Origin of the sequence: Paracoccus sp. FO-3 (assembly GCF_006386455.1) — a bacterium.
Lineage (GTDB): Bacteria > Pseudomonadota > Alphaproteobacteria > Rhodobacterales > Rhodobacteraceae > Paracoccus > Paracoccus versutus.
Map to the genome: position 1 here is coordinate 1 of NZ_VCBQ01000100.1, position 17,520 is coordinate 17,520.

At 65.3% G+C, this 17,520-nt stretch carries 11 protein-coding genes and 5 pseudogenes; 11 read left to right on the top strand and 5 right to left on the bottom strand.

The window, feature by feature from the left end; translation table 11 throughout:
* A pseudogene (locus FE811_RS21065) lies at positions 1-226 on the top strand (2-hydroxyglutaryl-CoA dehydratase); the annotation flags it as partial.
* On the opposite strand, the pseudogene FE811_RS21070 reads toward FE811_RS21065, so the two are convergent.
* The 4 genes and pseudogenes from FE811_RS21070 to FE811_RS21085 all read right to left on the bottom strand — a co-directional run.
* Positions 225-326 (bottom strand): annotated as a pseudogene (locus tag FE811_RS21070) (transposase); the annotation flags it as partial. The pseudogenes FE811_RS21065 and FE811_RS21070 overlap by 2 nt on opposite strands.
* 109 nt (positions 327-435) lie before the next feature.
* Positions 436-1,155, bottom strand: coding sequence for a hypothetical protein (locus tag FE811_RS21075; RefSeq protein WP_140848640.1), 720 nt, complete (start codon positions 1,153-1,155; stop codon positions 436-438).
* Positions 1,156-1,195: 40 nt separating this feature from the next.
* Entirely contained in the window at positions 1,196-1,807 is a 612-nt protein-coding gene (locus tag FE811_RS21080) for a hypothetical protein (RefSeq protein ID WP_140848642.1), read from the bottom strand.
* A 63-nt stretch (positions 1,808-1,870) separates the two neighbouring features.
* Complete coding sequence (locus FE811_RS21085) at positions 1,871-2,530, bottom strand: CerR family C-terminal domain-containing protein (protein ID WP_140848644.1); 660 nt, start codon at positions 2,528-2,530, stop codon at positions 1,871-1,873.
* 121 nt (positions 2,531-2,651) lie between these two features.
* On the opposite strand from FE811_RS21085, the gene FE811_RS21090 reads away from it, so the two are divergent.
* The 6 genes and pseudogenes from FE811_RS21090 to cobF all read left to right on the top strand — a co-directional run.
* Complete coding sequence (locus tag FE811_RS21090) at positions 2,652-3,260, top strand: TetR/AcrR family transcriptional regulator (RefSeq protein WP_140848646.1); 609 nt, start codon at positions 2,652-2,654, stop codon at positions 3,258-3,260.
* Positions 3,261-4,313, top strand: coding sequence for an efflux RND transporter periplasmic adaptor subunit (locus FE811_RS21095; protein ID WP_140848648.1), 1,053 nt, complete (start codon positions 3,261-3,263; stop codon positions 4,311-4,313).
* A complete protein-coding gene (locus tag FE811_RS21100; protein ID WP_140848650.1) occupies positions 4,310-7,609 on the top strand; it encodes an efflux RND transporter permease subunit in 3,300 nt (1,099 codons plus the stop codon). Before FE811_RS21095 ends, FE811_RS21100 begins: the two co-directional genes overlap by 4 nt.
* 121 nt (positions 7,610-7,730) lie before the next feature.
* Positions 7,731-8,495 carry a precorrin-4 C(11)-methyltransferase gene (gene cobM / locus FE811_RS21105; protein WP_140848652.1) on the top strand — a complete coding sequence of 255 codons (765 nt, stop codon included), beginning with the start codon at positions 7,731-7,733 and terminating at the stop codon, positions 8,493-8,495.
* A gap of 55 nt (positions 8,496-8,550) precedes the next feature.
* Positions 8,551-9,117: pseudogene (locus FE811_RS28370) on the top strand (cobyrinic acid a,c-diamide synthase); the annotation flags it as partial.
* Positions 9,116-9,573, top strand: a pseudogene (gene cobF / locus FE811_RS28770) (precorrin-6A synthase (deacetylating)); the annotation flags it as partial. The pseudogenes FE811_RS28370 and cobF, both read left to right, overlap by 2 nt.
* A gap of 7 nt (positions 9,574-9,580) precedes the next feature.
* Here cobF and FE811_RS21115 read toward each other — a convergent pair.
* Positions 9,581-9,874, bottom strand: a pseudogene (locus tag FE811_RS21115) (5-deoxy-glucuronate isomerase); the annotation flags it as partial.
* A gap of 282 nt (positions 9,875-10,156) precedes the next feature.
* Between FE811_RS21115 and FE811_RS21120 the strand changes: the two are divergent.
* The 4 genes from FE811_RS21120 to FE811_RS21135 are packed head-to-tail and all read left to right on the top strand — an operon-like array spanning position 10,157 to position 17,490.
* The gene (locus tag FE811_RS21120) at positions 10,157-12,427 is read left to right on the top strand and encodes a type IV secretion system DNA-binding domain-containing protein (RefSeq protein WP_255469798.1); all 2,271 of its coding nucleotides are present in this window, start codon (positions 10,157-10,159) and stop codon (positions 12,425-12,427) included.
* The gene (gene mobF, locus FE811_RS21125) at positions 12,424-15,855 is read left to right on the top strand and encodes a MobF family relaxase (RefSeq protein ID WP_140848656.1); all 3,432 of its coding nucleotides are present in this window, start codon (positions 12,424-12,426) and stop codon (positions 15,853-15,855) included. Before FE811_RS21120 ends, mobF begins: the two co-directional genes overlap by 4 nt.
* A complete protein-coding gene (locus FE811_RS21130; RefSeq protein ID WP_140848659.1) occupies positions 15,852-16,475 on the top strand; it encodes a hypothetical protein in 624 nt (207 codons plus the stop codon). Before mobF ends, FE811_RS21130 begins: the two co-directional genes overlap by 4 nt.
* Positions 16,468-17,490 (top strand): hypothetical protein, encoded by a 1,023-nt coding sequence (locus tag FE811_RS21135; protein WP_140848661.1) that lies wholly within the window; start codon positions 16,468-16,470, stop codon positions 17,488-17,490. Before FE811_RS21130 ends, FE811_RS21135 begins: the two co-directional genes overlap by 8 nt.
* Positions 17,491-17,520: the final 30 nt, after the last annotated feature.

The window sequence follows — 17,520 nt, forward strand, 5'->3', positions numbered from 1 at the left end:
CGACTTACTTGGAGAATGTGGGATCAAGTCCTATGTCATGGGTATCGACTTCGGCTCTACCACTGCCAAGACGGTGATCCTCGACCTGCAAGGGCGCATGCTGTCCTCGCAGGTCGCCCATATGGGTGCAGTCAGCGGCGAGGGTGTGGCGGCTGCCATCGCAGGCGCGTTGGACTCGGCCGGCTTGGCGCAGGCTGATATCGGCCGTACGGTGGCCACCGGCTAGCGCCGATGATCCGCAGGCGTCGGATGTCGCGCTGACCCGTCTTTGACGTGCGACCAAGCTTCTGCTTGCCACCGGTAGAATGCTGCCGGGGACACCTTCCCGCCTTTGTCCTGATCGGCTCATTGGAGCGTTGTGATGGAGGAAAAAGCTCATGGCAGGTCCCTGTCTCCCTCCAGACATCAGATTGCCGGCGCCGGGGTGCTGCGGGCTTACTTCACCGCGTCCTCGATCTGCTGGCGGATCGCACCATAGGTCCCGGCGAACAGTTCCTGCGCCGCCCCATAGCCCTTCGTGGCCGTTTTCCAGGCTTCACCGGACGCATCCTTCAGTCGGGCATACCTTTCCTTCACCGCTTCCGCCTGGGCATCGAGACTCTCGATGCGCGCCTCGACTGCGGCACGCTGGTCGTCGGCCAGACGCGCCGCATCGATGCGAAGCTGGGCAATCGCCTCTGTCCAAGCGACTTCCTGCGCCTCGATTCCCGCATTCAAAGCCGCCTGGCGCGTTGCAAGATCGGCCTTTGTCGCCTCGAAGTATTCCCAGGAAGCATCCTGGAATGCCGCCCAGTCTTCAAGGGCCCGCTGCTGGGCTTCGTCGTATTGTTCCACAGTCCACGTCCCTGCGGTCGCCGCCGCTTCCGACATTCGAGCCTGATAGGCATCGCGCCGTTCGCGCAGATCGGTCAGGGCGGCTTCCGCAGCCGTCCTTGCATCGCCCTGCAGTCTCGCCGCATCCTGCTCCAGCACGACGAGCGTGCCGTCGAGAGCGGAAAGCTGCCTCTGCGACCAGGCCAGAACCTGCCGGGCCAGAGACGGCTCGCCCGCGAACTGCGCCTCGGAGGCACTCTGCGCGAAGGCCGACATGGTGCTGACCGGAGTCGCGAACTGTGCAAGAACCACAAGGCCAAGCGCCAGATACACTGTTCTCATCGTTTTAACTCTTTCCTATGGATCCTTGCTCGGCAGCGGATCAGAGCAATGCCGAAAACGCGTCCTTGATCTTGCGGATCGTCCGGTCGTGCGCCGCACGCGCCTCGGCCACACCCGCCTTGACGGCTTCCCAGGATTCGTCGCCAGCTCCCTTCACAGTTCCGACCCTGCCCTGGATCTTCTGCACCTCGTCGGACAACCGGCCGATCGCAGCATCGGCCTCCTTGCGCGCTTCGTCCACGCTTTCAGCGGCCTTCACGCGCAGTTGCTCCAGGGCCTCCTGCCAGGTGCGCCGCTGCGCCTTCAAGCGGGCAGCGACAAGATCGCGGGCCGAACCGGCCTGCTCGCGGATCACGCTGAGATAGGACTGAAACGCGGTTTCGACCTCGATCCATTCGACCTCAAGCTTGTCCTGTATCTCCTCGACCTGCAGCCGGATCTCGACCGCATCGTCACGCAGGCTGTCCGCATAGTCCTTGAGCTTGTCCCGGGAATGACGAAAACGGGCGAGGGCGTCGTCCGCATCCTTGCGCGCCTCATCCTTGAGTTCGCCGAGGTTCTTCTCTGCCTCGGAGATCATCGCGTCCAGTTCATCTAGACGCTGTTTCGTCCAGGCCACAGTCTCATGCGCGAGAGAATTCTGATTGCTCACTTTCAGTTCCTTCTTCCAGGGGTTATCCGCGCTTCCATGTCGAGCGAAGAACAGAGCGGAGTTTCACTGCCTGTCGGCGATGCCCAGAAAATCGCTGCGGCAGAGATCAGCGATCATCAGTCGAAGCTGATCGGCATAGCTTTTCGGCAGGTCGTCACAACTCATCCCACGCTGCATGATGCCGCGCAGGAGTCGAAATCCGATAATCGCCGTCACAATGGCATTGACGCGGAGGCGCACGGCGTCCTCATCGACAGATCCAGATGACAGATCTGCGACCATTTCGGTCAAGCGGTTGGACACCGGGGCAATTGCCCGCGCATGGATCAACGCGAAGGCCTCATCGTTGTCAAAGGCGCATCGTGCAACGAAAGATGTCCAGGAATGCGGCTCGGCATCTTCCAGCATGATATGGAGGAAGTACTTGAGCCCATCCTCCAGCGCAGCGGCATCCCCGTTCCCGAGGATATCGATGACCTCCTCGAAACGCCCCCACGCATAATCAGCAACCATCTCCGCGGCGGCGAGATAGAGTTCCCTCTTGCCGCCGAAATGGTAGGGAATCGCTGAAAGATTGGTCTTTGCCGTCTTCGTGAGCTCTCGCGTGGTCGCGCCCTCGTAGCCTACGGTTCCGATGACCTCCACCGCCGCCTCGATCAGCTGTGTACGCGTCCTGGCGCTCCGCGCTTCTTGCCCATTGCGTTCCATCGGCATGCCTCTCATCGGGTGGATCCCGAGTCGCAGCACATATTTAGTTCGTTCGTATGAAATATTCAAGATTGACTCCGACTCTCGACGTGAATTACTTCATCCTTAACGAACGTTCAGTCATCATGAGCGAGACATGCAGCCCACTGATACAAGGTCCACGATCCTCGAAGCGGCCGCCAGGCTTTACGCCGATACCGGCTATGCCGCCGTCTCGATGCGCGACGTCGCGCGTGAGGTCGGCGTGACGCAGGCGAACCTCTACCATCACTTCAACGGCAAGGATGACCTGATCCGTGCGACCCTGACCCATGTCTTCACCCGCAAGGCCAACCGGATCAGCGAACTGCTGGAACGAGACGACCTGCCCGGCGACCGCCTGATCCAATTCGCAGACCTGTTTGTCGATCTTCTTTCCGAAGATCGGGTCTTCTTCCGTCTCCTTGCGCGAGAGCTTCTGGATGGCGATGCGACCCGCCTGCGGGAACTGGCCTGTGCCGTTCTTGAACGTCCCTTTCGGCTGATTGCCGGTGTCAGCGGCAAGCGAGGAGGTCAGGATGACGACCCCTTTCGTATAGCGGCTTCAGTCATCGCATTGATCCTGGGCCGCTTCCTGATCTCGCCACTCCTGCCCCACCTACCGGGTCAGACCAAAGAACAAAACAAGCCCGCCACGGTCGCGTCACAGGTCACAGGGATCCTCCAACGCGCCTTTCCCCACGACCATCAACCGCAGGAGCGCTGAATGTCCCTGTTTAACCACATCGCATGTTCGGCTCTCATGCTGATCGCCCTTGGACTTTTACCTGCCTTCGCCCAGAATACATCGCCCGTGCCCATTGTCCGGATCGAAACCGTCGAGATCCCGATAAGCTACATCGTGCCCGGGTCGGAAATCTCCGACGGACGGATCGACGTTTCTTCCCGTCTCATGGGCTTTATCGAGCAACTCGATGTCCGCGAGGGCCAGTCCGTCAAGCGCGGTAATCTCCTCGTTCGCATCGATCCAACCGACATTGATGAAGCGATTCGCCAGGCTCGCTTCGGCGTCTCGACCGCAGAAGCCAAACTGGCCGATGCCGAAGCCGATGTGAACCGTTATTCAACCCTTGCACCCTCAGGCGCGGTGGCGACGGAAACCTTGCGCAAGGCCCAGGTCCGCCTCGGGATCGCACGCACGGCATTGGAGAGTGCACAATCCGCCCTCGCCGCAGCCGAGACACAAAAAAACTATGCCACGATCAACAGTCCGGTGGATGGCGTCGTGGTGTCCGTTGAAAAGCGCAGCGGAGAGATGGCGACCCCTGGCAGCCCCATCCTGACCGTCGAATCGCATGAAGTGCTGCTGTTCAGGACGTATATCGCAGAGCGGAATCTGCCCCTGATCGACACCGATACACCAGTCACCGTTGCGATCGACGTGTTGGGCGGCCGGCATTTTCACGGGCGTATCCGCGGCATCGTGCCTTCGGGCGACGACGTGACGCGGCGCTATGAGATCAACGTCCTGTTGCCCGCCGATCCGGCATTGGTGCCGGGGATGTTCGGTCGCGCCGAAATCCGCCTAGGCAGCGACGAGGCCATCGTCGTCCCGCGTAGCGCGCTGGTGCAGCGCGGCGGGCTGGAAGGTGTCTTCATCGTCGAGGACGGTGCCGCCAGGTTCCGCTGGTTACGGTTGGGCCGCGATCTGGGCGACAGGCTCGAGGTCGTCTCTGGCCTCGCTGCCGGTGAGAACATCCTCGCCGCACCCGCCTTCGGGCTGGCAGATGGCGCGGCGGTTGCGGAGGCTAGGCAATGACCGCCCCGAAACTCAATCTCGCCGGATGGCTGGCGCAGACCTTCATAACCTCGAAGTTGACGATCGTCTTCATCCTCGGCGTGGCCCTGGTGGGTGTGCTGGCGATCCTGCAGACCCCACGCGAGGAAAATCCCCAGATCGTCGTCCCCGGTGCTGCGGTAGCCGTCACCCTGCCCGGCGCCTCTGCCGCCGAGGTCGAGGCACTGATCGTCACGCCACTGGAGGGGATCCTCAGCGAGATTCCCGGCGTCGATCATACCGAGGGACTCGCTCGGAATTCGGTCGGCACCGTGCAGGTGCAGTTCGAGGTCGGCCAGCCCAAGGAGGAATCGCTCGTCAAGCTCTATGACCGGGTGATGGCCGCCGCCACGCTTCTGCCCGCCGATGCCGGAACGCCGGTGGTGCGCTCGGTAGATGCCGACGACGTGCCGATCCTGACGATTACGCTAGCCTCAGCTGCCTATGACGATCATGCTCTCAAGCGGATGGCCGAACGCATGGCTGAGCGCCTGCGCAGTACAGACAGCGTTTCGGTTGTCAGTGTCAAGGGCGGGCGCGACCGCGAGATCTCCATCGAACTCGACCCCGAGCGAATGCAGGCATTCGGCGTAACCCTGGGCGAGGCTTACGCCGTGTTCGAGGCGTCCAACCTCTCGGTGCCCCTTGAACCGACGGTTCGGGACGGGGCGGTCGGCGCGATCCGCCTCTCCGCTTCCTTCACTTCTGTCGAGGATGTGAAATCCCAGATCATTGCCGTCCATGATAGCCGGCCGGTCTATGTCCGCGACGTGGGCACGGTCATCGACGGGCCAAGGTCCGAAGTCGCGTCTTTCAGCCGCTTCTCCTTCGGCCCGGGCGACGATAAGTTCGCTGCGGAAGCATCCGACATGCCCGCGGTCACCATCGCGGTCGCCAAGAAGAAGGGCGCAAACGCCGTGATCGTGGCCAATGCGGTGATCAAACGGGTCGATGAAATGCAGGCCGAGTTCGTGCCGCGGGACATCCATGTCGTCGTTACCCGCGACGATGGCGAAAAGGCCAATGCCGCCGTCAACCTGCTAATCGAGCATCTCGCCATCGCCCTGGTCACGGTCGGTCTCGTGCTGATCTTCTTTCTCGGCTGGCGCGAGGCGCTGATTGTCACCGCCACCGTGCCGCTGATCTTTTCCATCACGCTGGCGGCCGATCTTTTGGGCGGGGTGACAATGAACCGGGTAACGCTCTTCGCACTGATCCTGTCGCTCGGCCTGCTGGTCGACGCGGCCATCGTGGTGATCGAGAACATCCACCGCCATTACGGCTCCGGCCGCGCAGACATCGACAAGGAGCAGGCGACGGTGCTCGCTACCAACGAGATCGGCAATGCCACCAACCTCGCCACCTTCGCGGTGATGCTGGTCTTCGCCGCGCTGTTCATGGTCACGGGCATGGCCGGCGACTATTTCTACCCCATCGCCTACAACGTACCGATCGCCATGCTGGCCTCGGTGGTCGTTGCCTATATCGTCACGCCCTGGACAGCGAACCGCTGGCTGCACCGTCACGAGGTGAAGGAATCCGACGCCCATGCCGAGGAAGCCAAACACGGCCGGCACGGCCGGATGGAACGCCTCTACCTGCGCCTGATCCGCCCGCTACAGGACCGCCCCACCGCGCGGCTCGGCTTCGCCGCGCTGATCGTGGTGCTGATGACCGCCTCGGTCATGCAGGGCGCCTGGCAGTTCGTCCGCCCCGCCGGGGTCGGCGGCCCGGTCTCGGCGCTCGGCGTCAACATCGGCTTTTTGCCCAAGGATGACAAGAACACCTTCAACATCGTCATCGCCATGCCCGAGACCGCTCCAGTCGAGGACACCGACCGCCTTGTACGCGAGATCGGAACGCTTCTCGCGGAAGATCACAACGTCCTGAACTACCAGACATGGGTGGGCCAAGCCAGCGTCGCCGATTTCAACGGGCTCTTCAAGGGCACATCGGAACGGAATGGCAGCCATGTCGCCGAGATCCGCGTCAATCTCACCGACAAGCATCACCGCAAGAGAAGTTCTATCGACATCGTGCGCGAGATGCGCCCGAAGGTCAATGCGATCCGGCAGGGCTACCCGGGCGCCACCGTCCTGCTGGTCGAGGACCCGCCCGGCCCTCCGCTGCGCTCGACCGTTCTCGCCGAAATCTACGGCCCCGATCCCGAGGGGTTGAGAATGCTCTCCGCCCAGGTCCGCGAAGCTTTCCAGGAAACCTACGATATGGTGGACATCTCCGACACCGAGCCGGTGGACGTGTCAGAGCACCGTATCATTCCCGACAAGGAAAAGGCCGCACTCTCCGGCGTCTCGACGGCGCAGATCGCCCAGACCCTGACCATGATCTATGGCGGCAATGTACTGAGCCGTGCCCATTTGGTGGACGAGAAAAATGCCGTGCCCGTGCGCGTCTTCGTCCCCCGTCGCCATGCCGTCGATCCCGAACGGCTCGACCGGATCTTCGTCACCAATGTCGCAGGCCAGCCGGTGCCGCTGTCGGAACTGGTTCGCATCGAGCCGGGCCAGAGCGACCGCCCGATCCAGCGCCGCGACAACGAGAAGGTCACCTTCGTCGGGGGCGAGCTGTCGGATTCCGTGCCGCTCTATGCCGTGCTCGACCTGCAAAACCGCCTCGACGGCATCACCGCGCCGGACGGGCGGCCGCTGCGGACCGGCAATCTCGGTCTCCGCGCGGATGCGCCCGATACCATCGGCGGCTATCAACTGCTCTGGGGAGGCGAGATGCGCATGACGCTCGATGTCTATCGCGACCTGCTCGTGGCACTCGGTGGCGCGCTGCTCCTCGTCTACCTGCTGCTGGTAGCCTATTACCAGTCCTTCATGATCCCCGCCATCGCCATGTCCTCGGTCCCGCTCGGCATCATCGGCATCTTCCCCGGCCACTCGATCGTCGGCATGGATTTCTCTGCCACTTCCATGATCGGCATCATCGCGCTCTCCGGCGTCGTGATCCGCAACTCGCTCCTGATCATCGACTTCATCCAGGACAATCGCGCGCACGGCATGCCTCTCGACGTCGCCGTGCGCGAGGCTGGCGCCGTGCGACTGCGCCCGATCCTGTTGACCACCTTCGCCATCGTTCTGGGCTCCGCAATCATGGTGACCGATCCGGTCTTCGGCGGCCTCGCCATCTCACTGATCTTCGGCACGGTGATCTCAACCGCCTTCACAGTCTTCGTCGTGCCGATCCTCTATCACCGCGACGCACTGCGCAGGGAAAGGGCAGCCGCGCGGCGCAAGGCAGCCGCAGGTTGATCGTGGGCCGCCGCCCTGGCCGCCGCCGGGCCGGGCCGCGAATCCTGGCCCGGCGCATCGCCTCTGCCTGCGGGCGCGCCACCGGCGCCATCGCCATCACCACCGAGGCAGAGGACCAGCCATGACCGTCCATTTCATCGGTGCCGGTCCGGGCGCCGCCGACCTGATCACCCTGCGCGGCGGCGACCTGATCGCCGCCTGCCCGGTCTGCCTCTATGCCGGCTCGCTTGTGCCCGAGGCGCTGCTGGCCCATTGCCCGCCCGGCGCGCGCATCGTGAATACCGCGCCGCTCAACCTCGACCAGATCATCGCCGAGATGGCGGCGGCGCACGGGGCCGGCCAGGACGTGGCGCGGCTGCATTGGGGCGACCTGTCGGTCTGGTCGGCGATGGGCGAACAGCTGCGCCGGCTGCGGGCCCTGGAAATCCCCTTCCAGGTGGTGCCGGGCGTGCCCGCCTTCGCCGCCGCCCTTCAGGCCGATCTGACCCTGCCCGGCATCGCGCAATCACTGGTGCTGACCCGCACGCCTGGCCGCGCCTCGGCCATGCCCGAAGGCAAGACGCTGGCGAATTTCGCCGCCACCGGCGCGACGCTGGCAATCCACCTGTCGATTCATGCGCTGGAGAGGGTGGTGGCCCAGCTGACCCCGCATTACGGCCCGGACTGCCCGGTGGCTGTGGTCTGGCGCGCCAGCTGGCCCGACCAGCGGGTGATCCGCGCCACCCTTGCCGGGATCGAGGCACTGGCCCAGGGCATCGACCGCACCGCGCTGATCCTCGTCGGCCCAGCCCTGGCGGCCGAGGGTTTCGCGGAAAGCCGCCTCTATGCCGCCGATTACGACCACCTCTATCGCCCGACCGGCCCGGACCCGAGGTTCCCCGAATGAGCCCCCCGGCCTGATGATCTCGGCCCCGTCCTCGGGGACCGGCAAGACCATGCTGATGCTGGGCCTGCTGACGGCCTTGCGGGCGCGCGGGCTGGCGGTGCAGCCCTTCAAGTCCGGCCCCGACTATATCGACCCGGCCTTCCACCTGGCGGCCTCGGGGCGGGCCTCGTTCAACCTGGACAGCTGGGCGATGGATGCGGGCCGGATCGCCGCCCATACCGGCGGGCAAGCGCCCGCGGACCTGGTGCTGGCCGAGGGCTCGATGGGCCTCTTCGACGGCGTGGCCCTGCCGGGCGAAACCAGCATCGGCGCCAGCGCGGAAATCACCACGCTGATGGGCTGGCCGGTGGTGCTGGTGCTGGACGTCTCGGGCCAAGCGCAATCGGCGGCGGCCACGGCGCGCGGCTTCGCAAAGCTGCAGCCGGACCTGCCCTTCGCGGGGGTGGTGCTGAACCGCGTGGCCTCGCCCCAGCACGAGGCACTGATCCGGCGCGGCATGGACCCAGCCGGCATCACGATCCTGGGAGCGCTGTCCCGGCAGGGCAATATCGAGATGCCCGAGCGGCATCTGGGCTTGGTGCAGGCCGAAGAGACCACGGAATTGCAGGCGATGCTGGACCGCACCGGCAGCTTCGTCGCTGGCGCTGCTGGTCTGGGGCGATCCCTCGCTCTACGACAGCAGCCTGCGCATTGCCGAGCGGCTGGCGGCACGGATGGCGCTGGCCACCCGCGTCATCCCCGGCATCACCGCGATCCAGGCGCTCTGCGCTGCCCATGCGGTTCCCCTGAACCGGATCGGCGCGCCGGTCCAGAGATCACCACCGGCCGCCAGCTGCGCGACCATGGCTGGCCCGAGAGCGCCGATACGTTGGTGGTGACGCTGGACTGCGGCTACGACTTCCGGACACTGCCGCCCCAGGGCGTCCACATCTGGTGGGGAGCCTTCCTGGGCATGGCCGAGCAGATCACCTGCGCCGGCCCTCTGGCCGAGGCCGGCCCGCGGATCGAGCGCCTCCGCGTCCAGGTCCGCGCCGATCACGGCTGGATCATGGACATCTACCTGCTGCGGCGCGGCTGAGGCGGCTTCACCCAATCCCCTCGACCTCCGGAGCTGGGACGAAGCGCCAGTTCCTGCGCGGTCCTGCCATGACGTTAAGGTAGTAAAGCTCGAAGCCATGAGGCGTGCCGCAGGGGTGATGCCCGCGCGGGACCAGCACCACGTCCCCGTCCTTCACCGCCATTGTCTCGTCCAGCGACCCATCATCGGTATAGACCCGCTGCACCGCCCAGCCATCCCTGGGTTTCAGGCGATGATAATAGGTCTCCTCCAGATAGGTGATGCGGGGGAAATCGTCCTCGTCATGGCGGTGGCTCGGGTATCCAGGCCCGCGCGCTGGCCGCGAACTCCTCGCTATAGCCCGGCTCCTGCGCCGATAGCGGCGCGGCGGCACCGGCCGTGAGCGCCGCCGCCAGCAGCGCCGCTCCGGCGTGGGGTCTTCAACCGATTCCTCATTCTTCTTTCTCCTGTCTCTGCGGCCGCGATCCGGCTCCCATCCACTGCGAGGCTTCGTGTGGTGACCGCCGCCCTTGCGAATCATACTTATTTCAACATTAGATGTTCGTTGCATAGATAAATACCAGATCGCAACCCAAGGGTACCCATGAAGCGAAACATGCATCCGACGCGCTTCGTCCGCGGCGGACAGACCACACAGCACTGGTGGCGCATGGCCCTTCAGGTCCTGCGCACCGCGCTGTTTTCAGGGGTAGGCGCCTTCACCCTGTCCTACTGCGTACTGATCGCGACGCATTACGAGCTGCGCTACATGCGCGAGACCCTCGTGACCTGGTTGGCGGGCTACAATATGGCCACCGGCAATCCCGACCGGCTCCTCAGCTATATCGACCATCTCGACCGGCGGCAGGAGCGCCGCGCCCGCGAGATCGCCGCGGATACTCGGATGAACGAGGTCGCCCGACAGTATAAGGAGAATGCCGGCCGGCTGGCCTGGCTCGCGGCGATACCCGCCGGGGCGGCGCTGGTGATCAGCATCGGCATCTTCGCGTGGGCGGGACGCCGCCTCGGCGAGAACCGGCATGTCCGCGGCAGCCGGCTGATCTCGCAGGCGCAGCTCGCCGACTGGTCGCGGCGCAAATGGCAGGCCTGGCGCAAGAAGTTCGGCAGCGAGAGCAAGGCTGCTGCCTATACCATCGCCGGCATTCCCTTTCCGCCGAACGCGGTCGAAGCCCAGACCGGAATCTTCGGCACCGTCGGCGTCGGCAAGACCAATGCCATCAAGGAGCTTCTGAAGACCATCCGCGCCACCAATGGCCGCGCCATCGTCTACGACCGCATGGGCAGCCTCTTGCGGGATTTCCACGATCCGGAAACCGACGTCATCATCAACCCCTTCGATGCCCGCTCGGTGGTCTGGTCGCCCTTCTTCGAGGCACGCACGCCCGAGGCGCTGGCGCAGATCGCCGAAGTGATGATCCCGCAGCGCCCATGGCAGAGCGACCCGTTCTGGAGCCAGACGGCGCGACTGGTGTTCGAATATGCAGCGCGCTCGCTGCTGAAAGCCGGGACGCCCACCAACGCCGATCTACGCCAGGCCATCATGTCGATCCCGGCCGACGACCTAGCTAAGCTGCTCGCGGGCACGCCTGGCAGCCATTTCTTCGGGCCGCATGTCGAGAAGACCTCCGCCTCGATCCGCGCCAACATGATCGCCGAGTTGCGCTTCCTCGAGTTCCTCCGCGACGACGGAGCCCCCTTCTCGGTGCGGGATTGGGTGACATCCGACCGGCCGGGTTTCCTGTTTCTGACCGGCGATGCCGAGCATTCGGCAGCGACGCGCAATGTCATCAGCACCGCGGTCGAGGTGGCGGCCAATGCGCTGATGACCTGCGAGGAACGGCGCGAGCCCTCGCTGTGGTTCTTCCTCGACGAGGTGCCGACGCTGAACCGCCTGCCCTTTCTCGTCGCGAAGCTGGCCGAGGTCCGGCAATTCGGCGGCGCTTTCGTCCTTGGCTACCAGGTCTATGCCCAGCTCGAGGACATCTATGGCGAAAAGGGCGCGCAAAGCATCGCGGGCACGCTCAACAACCGCATCGTCTTCAACACCCCGGATGCACGCACGGCCAAGCTCTTCTCGGATTCGCTCGGCTTCGAGGATCTGATCGAGCAGCGCGAGAACCTGAGCTTCGGCGCCCATGAAAGCCGCGACGGGGTCGCCTTCATGAGCCAGCGCACCGAACGGCCCATCGTCACCCCCTCGGAAATCCAGGCCCTGCCCCAGTTCGAGGCCTATATCCGCTTCGCCTATGATGCACCGACCGCCAAGGTGCTGTTTGAGCCTGTCGCGGTCGAACCCCGGGTGGAAAAGTTCATCCCCTATCGCGGCGACGGCTTCGATCTTGACGGGATGAACCCGGACCGCGCCCCTGCCCCGCCCACCGGCCCGGGCGCACCGCCCACGACGATGACACAGGCCGCATCCGATACGGCGGGTGCGGTCCAGATGGAACCACCCGCCGCATGGGCGGATTGGTCCCTGGCGCGGCAACGGACCGCTTTCGAGGATTGGCTGGAGGCTGGTCGCCGCGAGGGATTCGATACCCGGACGGGCAAGATGGAGGCGCCTCTCCCGGATCTTCCGGTGGAGGTCCTCTGGGATCACTACTGTTGCCAGCGCCTCGCCGGCCATGAACAGCCCGGCTATCGCATCGCACCCGACACCGGCAGCCTGGTCTCGGGCCGCGAACGGGCGGCAGTGAAAAACCCTGACCGCATCACCATCCCCACCTATTCCGAGGCTGTCGCGGCGTCCCTCGACGCGGAACAGACCGGGAGGGCCGCGCGACTTCCCAAGGCCGACGACAATGCCGATCCCCTCTTCGAAGCCATGGATGATCGCGGCTCACTGCTATGATGTCGCTCGGCAATGTCTCGCCGGGAGCCGCCGCCAGCGGCTATTACCAGGCCGAGGGTTATTACATCGCCGGCAGTCCGGAAGCCGAAGCCGCGGCGTCCTGGTATGGCGAGGCGGCAGCCCACCTTGCCGAACTCGGCCAGGAGATGTTCCGCGACAGGATCGACGACCAACTCTTCTCCGACATGCTGCAGGGGCACGCGCCACCGGTCGAGCGCGATGCGGAGGGGAACTGGAAGCCGGGCCAGGTCCTGGGCCGATATATCGATGGCGAGCGCAAGCACCGGCCCGGCCTCGACCTGACCTTCTCGGCCAGCAAATCGGTCTCGATCATGGCCCTGGTCGCCGGCGACGAGCGGATCGTCGCCGCCCATGACCGGGCAGTGAAGCTCGCCATGTCGGTGGCAGAGGAGCGTTTCGTTTTCACCCGGCGCGAGGTCGACGGCGAAATCGTCCCGGTCAGGGGCAAGATGATCGCCGGGCTCTTCCGTCACGACACCTCGCGCGCGCTCGATCCGCAGCTTCACACCCACGCGGTGATCCAGAACATGGTGCTCGGCCCGGACGGCAAATGGACCGCGCTGACCAACGAGGCGCTTTACGAGAACAAGATGCTGCTCGGCAGCATCTATCGCAACGGCCTCGCCTGCGAGTTGACCGAGCTCGGCTATCGCATCGACCGGGTCGGTCCGCATGGCATCGTCGAGATCCGCGACGTTCCCCAAGAGCTGATGCAGGGCTTCTCGAAGCGCCGGCAGGAGATCGAGGCGGCACTGAAGGGTCGCGGCGCGGAGCCGACGGCAAAGGACAGCGCGCTCGCCGCGCTGGCGACGCGGAAAGGCAAGCACAAAGGCATCGACCGGGACGAGCTGCGCGAGGCTTGGCTGAAGGAGGCAAAGGATCTCGGCATCGCGCGCGAGGACCTGCAGCGGATCCGCGATCATGCCGCGCGCGCCAAGGCAATGGAACTGCCCGGCGTCACCCGCGAGGGCGTGGTGCGGATCAGCGAGGAGGACAAGGCCACCGCCGCCGTCGATTTCGCCATCCGCCATGTCAGCGAACGCAATGCGGTCTATTCCGCCGACGACCTGCTGCAGGTGGCGCTGAACCGCAACAGCGAGATCGGCCACGACCGCCTCGAGGACGCGATCCTGCGCAAGGAGGCCGAAGGGCGCCTGGTGACCGTCCATCTCCATGAATTGCGCGAGACGGTGCTGGCAAAGCCCCGCCCCGAGGGCATCCACGGCGCTCTGAAAGCCTATGGCGCTGCGCCCTATCGGCACCAGGAGGGTAAGAGGGAGAGCTATTTCGTCACGCTGCAGACCGAACGCGGCGAAAAGACCCTCTGGGGCGTGGGCCTCGCGCAGGCCATGGAAACGGCAGCCGTCGAGATCGGAGAATCCGTCGCCCTGAAGGTGGTGGCCTCCGCCCCGATCAGAATCCGCGATGGCGACGGCTGGAAAGAGGTCAGCCGCAACGACTGGATGGTGGAAAAGCTCAACCCCGCGCCAGAGCGCCAGGTGCGGATCGATACGAAGATCAAGGCGCTCTATACCGACGATGCGACGCTCGCGGCCGAGCTGCGGGTCCAGGAGGAATATCGGCGCGGCCGGGCCGAGGGCGGGATCGCCCTGCCGCCCAGGCTGCGCGGCAATGGCGGCGTCAAGATGTCGGGCGAGGCGGTCCTGCGCGAGCGCCTCGGCCAGACCACGCTGACGGAGGGCCAGCGCGACGCCATCCTCATGGGCCTGTCGCCTGCTTCCGGCCGTTTCGTCGGCGTGCAGGGCTATGCCGGCACCGGCAAGACCTTCATGGTCGAGCAATTGCGCGCCTATTCCGAGCGCCTTGGCTATAGCGTGGAAGGGGCCGCGCCCACCAATCGCGCGGTGGCCGAGTTGGAGAAAGTGCTGCCTGGCTCGAAGACCATCGCCCGGTTTCGGCTCGAGGCCGATCTCGACCCGCAGCCCGCCGACAAGTCGAAAACCATCCTCGTCGTGGATGAATCCTCGATGATCGGCACCTCGGACATGCGCGATCTGATGGGCCGGGCCAACCAGGCGGGCTATGCGCGGGTGGTACTGCTCGGCGATATCAAGCAGCTCGACGCCGTGGCCGCTGGCACGCCCTTCGCCCAGCTTCAGCGCGCCGGCATGCCGACGGCGCTGATGGCCGATACCCAGCGCCAGCGCGATGGCGCGCTGCGCAACGCGGTGCTGCACGCCATTCGCGGCGAGATCGGCGCGGCCTTCGGCAATCTCAGCCGCGTCACCACGCCGACGAAAGGCGAGGTCTTCACCGCCAAGGTGGCGAACACATGGCTGGCCCTTCCCGCAGAGCAGCGCGAGGCGACCGGCCTCATCGTCCTGACCAATGCGGTGCGCGAGGAGGTGAACGCGGCGATCCGCGAGAACCTGCGCGACGAGGGCGGGATCGGCGCGACGGACAAGACCATCCGCAGCCTTGCGCCGCATTCCTTCACCCGGGCCGAGGCGGCGGAGGCGGCAAGCTACAAGCCCGGTGACGTCGTCGTGCCGATCCGCGATCTGAAATCCCTCGGCTTGGCCGCGAATGCCGTCTACCACGTCGCCGATACCCATACGCGCAGCATTACCCTGCGCCCCGAGGCGGGCGGCACTGGAATCCGCGTCCCGCTTGCACCAGGCAACAAGGCCGCGACCAGCTTCGTCGCCTATGAACAGGTGGATCGCGACTTCGCCGCCGGCGACAGGGTGAAGTTCGCGATCACCGACAGCCAGAGCGGCGTCGCCAATGGCACGCGCGGCACCATCACCCGGATCGGATCCAGCACTGTCGAGCTTCGGCTCGAGGACGGCACGTCCAAGACCCTGCCCCTCGACAGCATGGCGGCGCGCGGGCTCGACCATGCCTATGCGGTGACCGCACATGATTTCCAGGGGGCGACGGTGAACCGGATCATCGTCGGCATGATGGACGGGGAACGGCTCAGCACCCAGAAATCCTTTTATGTCGGCCTGTCGCGGGCGCGGGACGAGGTGGTGCTGGTCACCACCAATGCCGGCAAGCTGGCCGACCGGATCGAGAAGGAGACCGGCGCACGGCCGGCGGCGCTCGACGCCTATGAACAGCGGTTGCGGGATGAGGAACGGCAGCGCGAGCAGGAGCGCCAGGCCGCCACCTCGTCGGAACGCCGGGACGCCGCTGCGCCAGACCGCCACGACGCCAACACGTCACCGCGCCTATCCGCCATATCACCGGAACGCCAGCCCGCCGATGTGCTGGACCGCCAGAGCGCCAGGGATCCCGGAAATGCCGAGGAGATCCTGCGCGAACAGGCAGCGGGTCTGAAAGAGGCCGCGCGACCGCCAGAGCGCAACGACCGCGAAGCGGAGCAGACCATCCAGGAGATCGAACAGATGCAGAAGATGAAGGAGGGCCCGGTCAGATGAGACGGGAGAATGTGGACAACCGCTATCGCTTTGTGCTGGGACGGGCCGCGGCGGCACTGACGGCGGAGCATACGCCACCGGGCGAGATCTCGCGCCCGGATCACCTGGAGGCAGGAATTTCCCGGCTGGAGAGCGACCTCGCCGTCGAACGCGAGACCAACCGCCGTCTCGGCGAGGCTTTCCGCAACCTCGATGCCCGCTTCCTTTCCCTTCTCGCTGCCCATAGCGACGGCATGCGCGGGTTGATGATGACAGTAGGCCAGACGGTGCGCGAACTCCATGTCATCCGCCGGGTGCTGATCATTTCCGGCGCCACCAGCAGCGAACAGGCCGAGCGGCTTTACGACAAGGCCCTGCCGGCCATCACCGAGCTGCGCGCCACGCTCGCGCTCTGGCGTCAGCGCGAGGGCCTCGAGATCCCCGAATTCTCGCTCGAGGAGGAAGAGCGGATTCTCAACCAGCTGATCCACAATCCGGCGGTCGAGCAGGACAAGGCGGATCAGCGGGGCGAAAGCCTTGGGGAGGCTCAGACCGAAAAAGTCAGCCGCCTCCCCGATAGCTTGGACCCGAACCTCCCCGAGGAGCGTCAGCAACGCGAGATGGAGCGGGACGATGACTAGGTTTCCGGAAGGTTTTGCGGTCTGTTTCCGCCGAAAAACCCGTGGCATTCTCGTCCACAGCGGTGCCACGCTCTGGCCACAAGCTTCGAATCGTCTGATTTTTCTGAAAAAGTCATATCAGGGCAAAATTTCGGCCGAAAACGCCCCAATCCCGCAAGATCGCCCCTGCGTTCCTGGGCAAAACAGGTGCCGCAAGCGCCAGGCAGCATTGCTGCGTCAGGTGTGCCCAGAACCGAGAGGGCGACGTTGGTGGCTCTCACCCGCGAACCTTCTGCACCTCGCGCCAGCGGGCGCAGGCGGATGCCTGATCGCCCTGCTTGCCGCGCTGCCCGTGGCGGCGGAAGGCTGGCGCTCGGGCTCGTCCTTCGAGTCCCGGACAGCGGAAGCCCGACCTGCTCCGGCAGGATCCTCCTTCGCCGGTCTGGCGGTGCTCTCGAGCTTCGACCAGCCGCAGGCGCAGCAGGGCAGCAGCTTTCATCTGCCCTCTGGCGGTCCGGCGCTTGTGAAGCTGCGGGCTCTCATCCAGCATGCCGAGAGCCGCGCAGCAGGCTATGACGCCTGGCATGGGCGCGCACGGGTGCCGCCACCGAAGCCGCCGAGCCGGATGACGCTCGGAGAAATCCGGCGGTGGAACGCAGCGACGCCGGGCCAGCAGCATGCGATCGGTCGCTACCAGATCATCCCTTCCACGCTGGTCAGCCTGATCCGCCGCACCGGCCTGCCGCCGGAAACGTTGTTCGACGCGGCGGTGCAGGACCGGCTGGCCGATCTGCTGATCCACGATGCGGGCTATGCCGAGTTCGCGGCAGGCCGGCTGACGCCGGAGCGATTCATGGACAACCTGGCGCGCATCTGGGCCGGTTTCCCGCTCGCCTCCGGGCGTTCGGCCTATCACGGCATTGCCGGGAACCGGGCGACGGTCACGCGTGCCTTCTATACCGATCAGATGCGGCTGATCTTCCCGCGCGAATGGGCGCGGGCGGAATCAGGTCTGCGCATCGCGACGGGCGGATGATGTGCCGTGCCGCCGTGCCGCCGTGCCGCC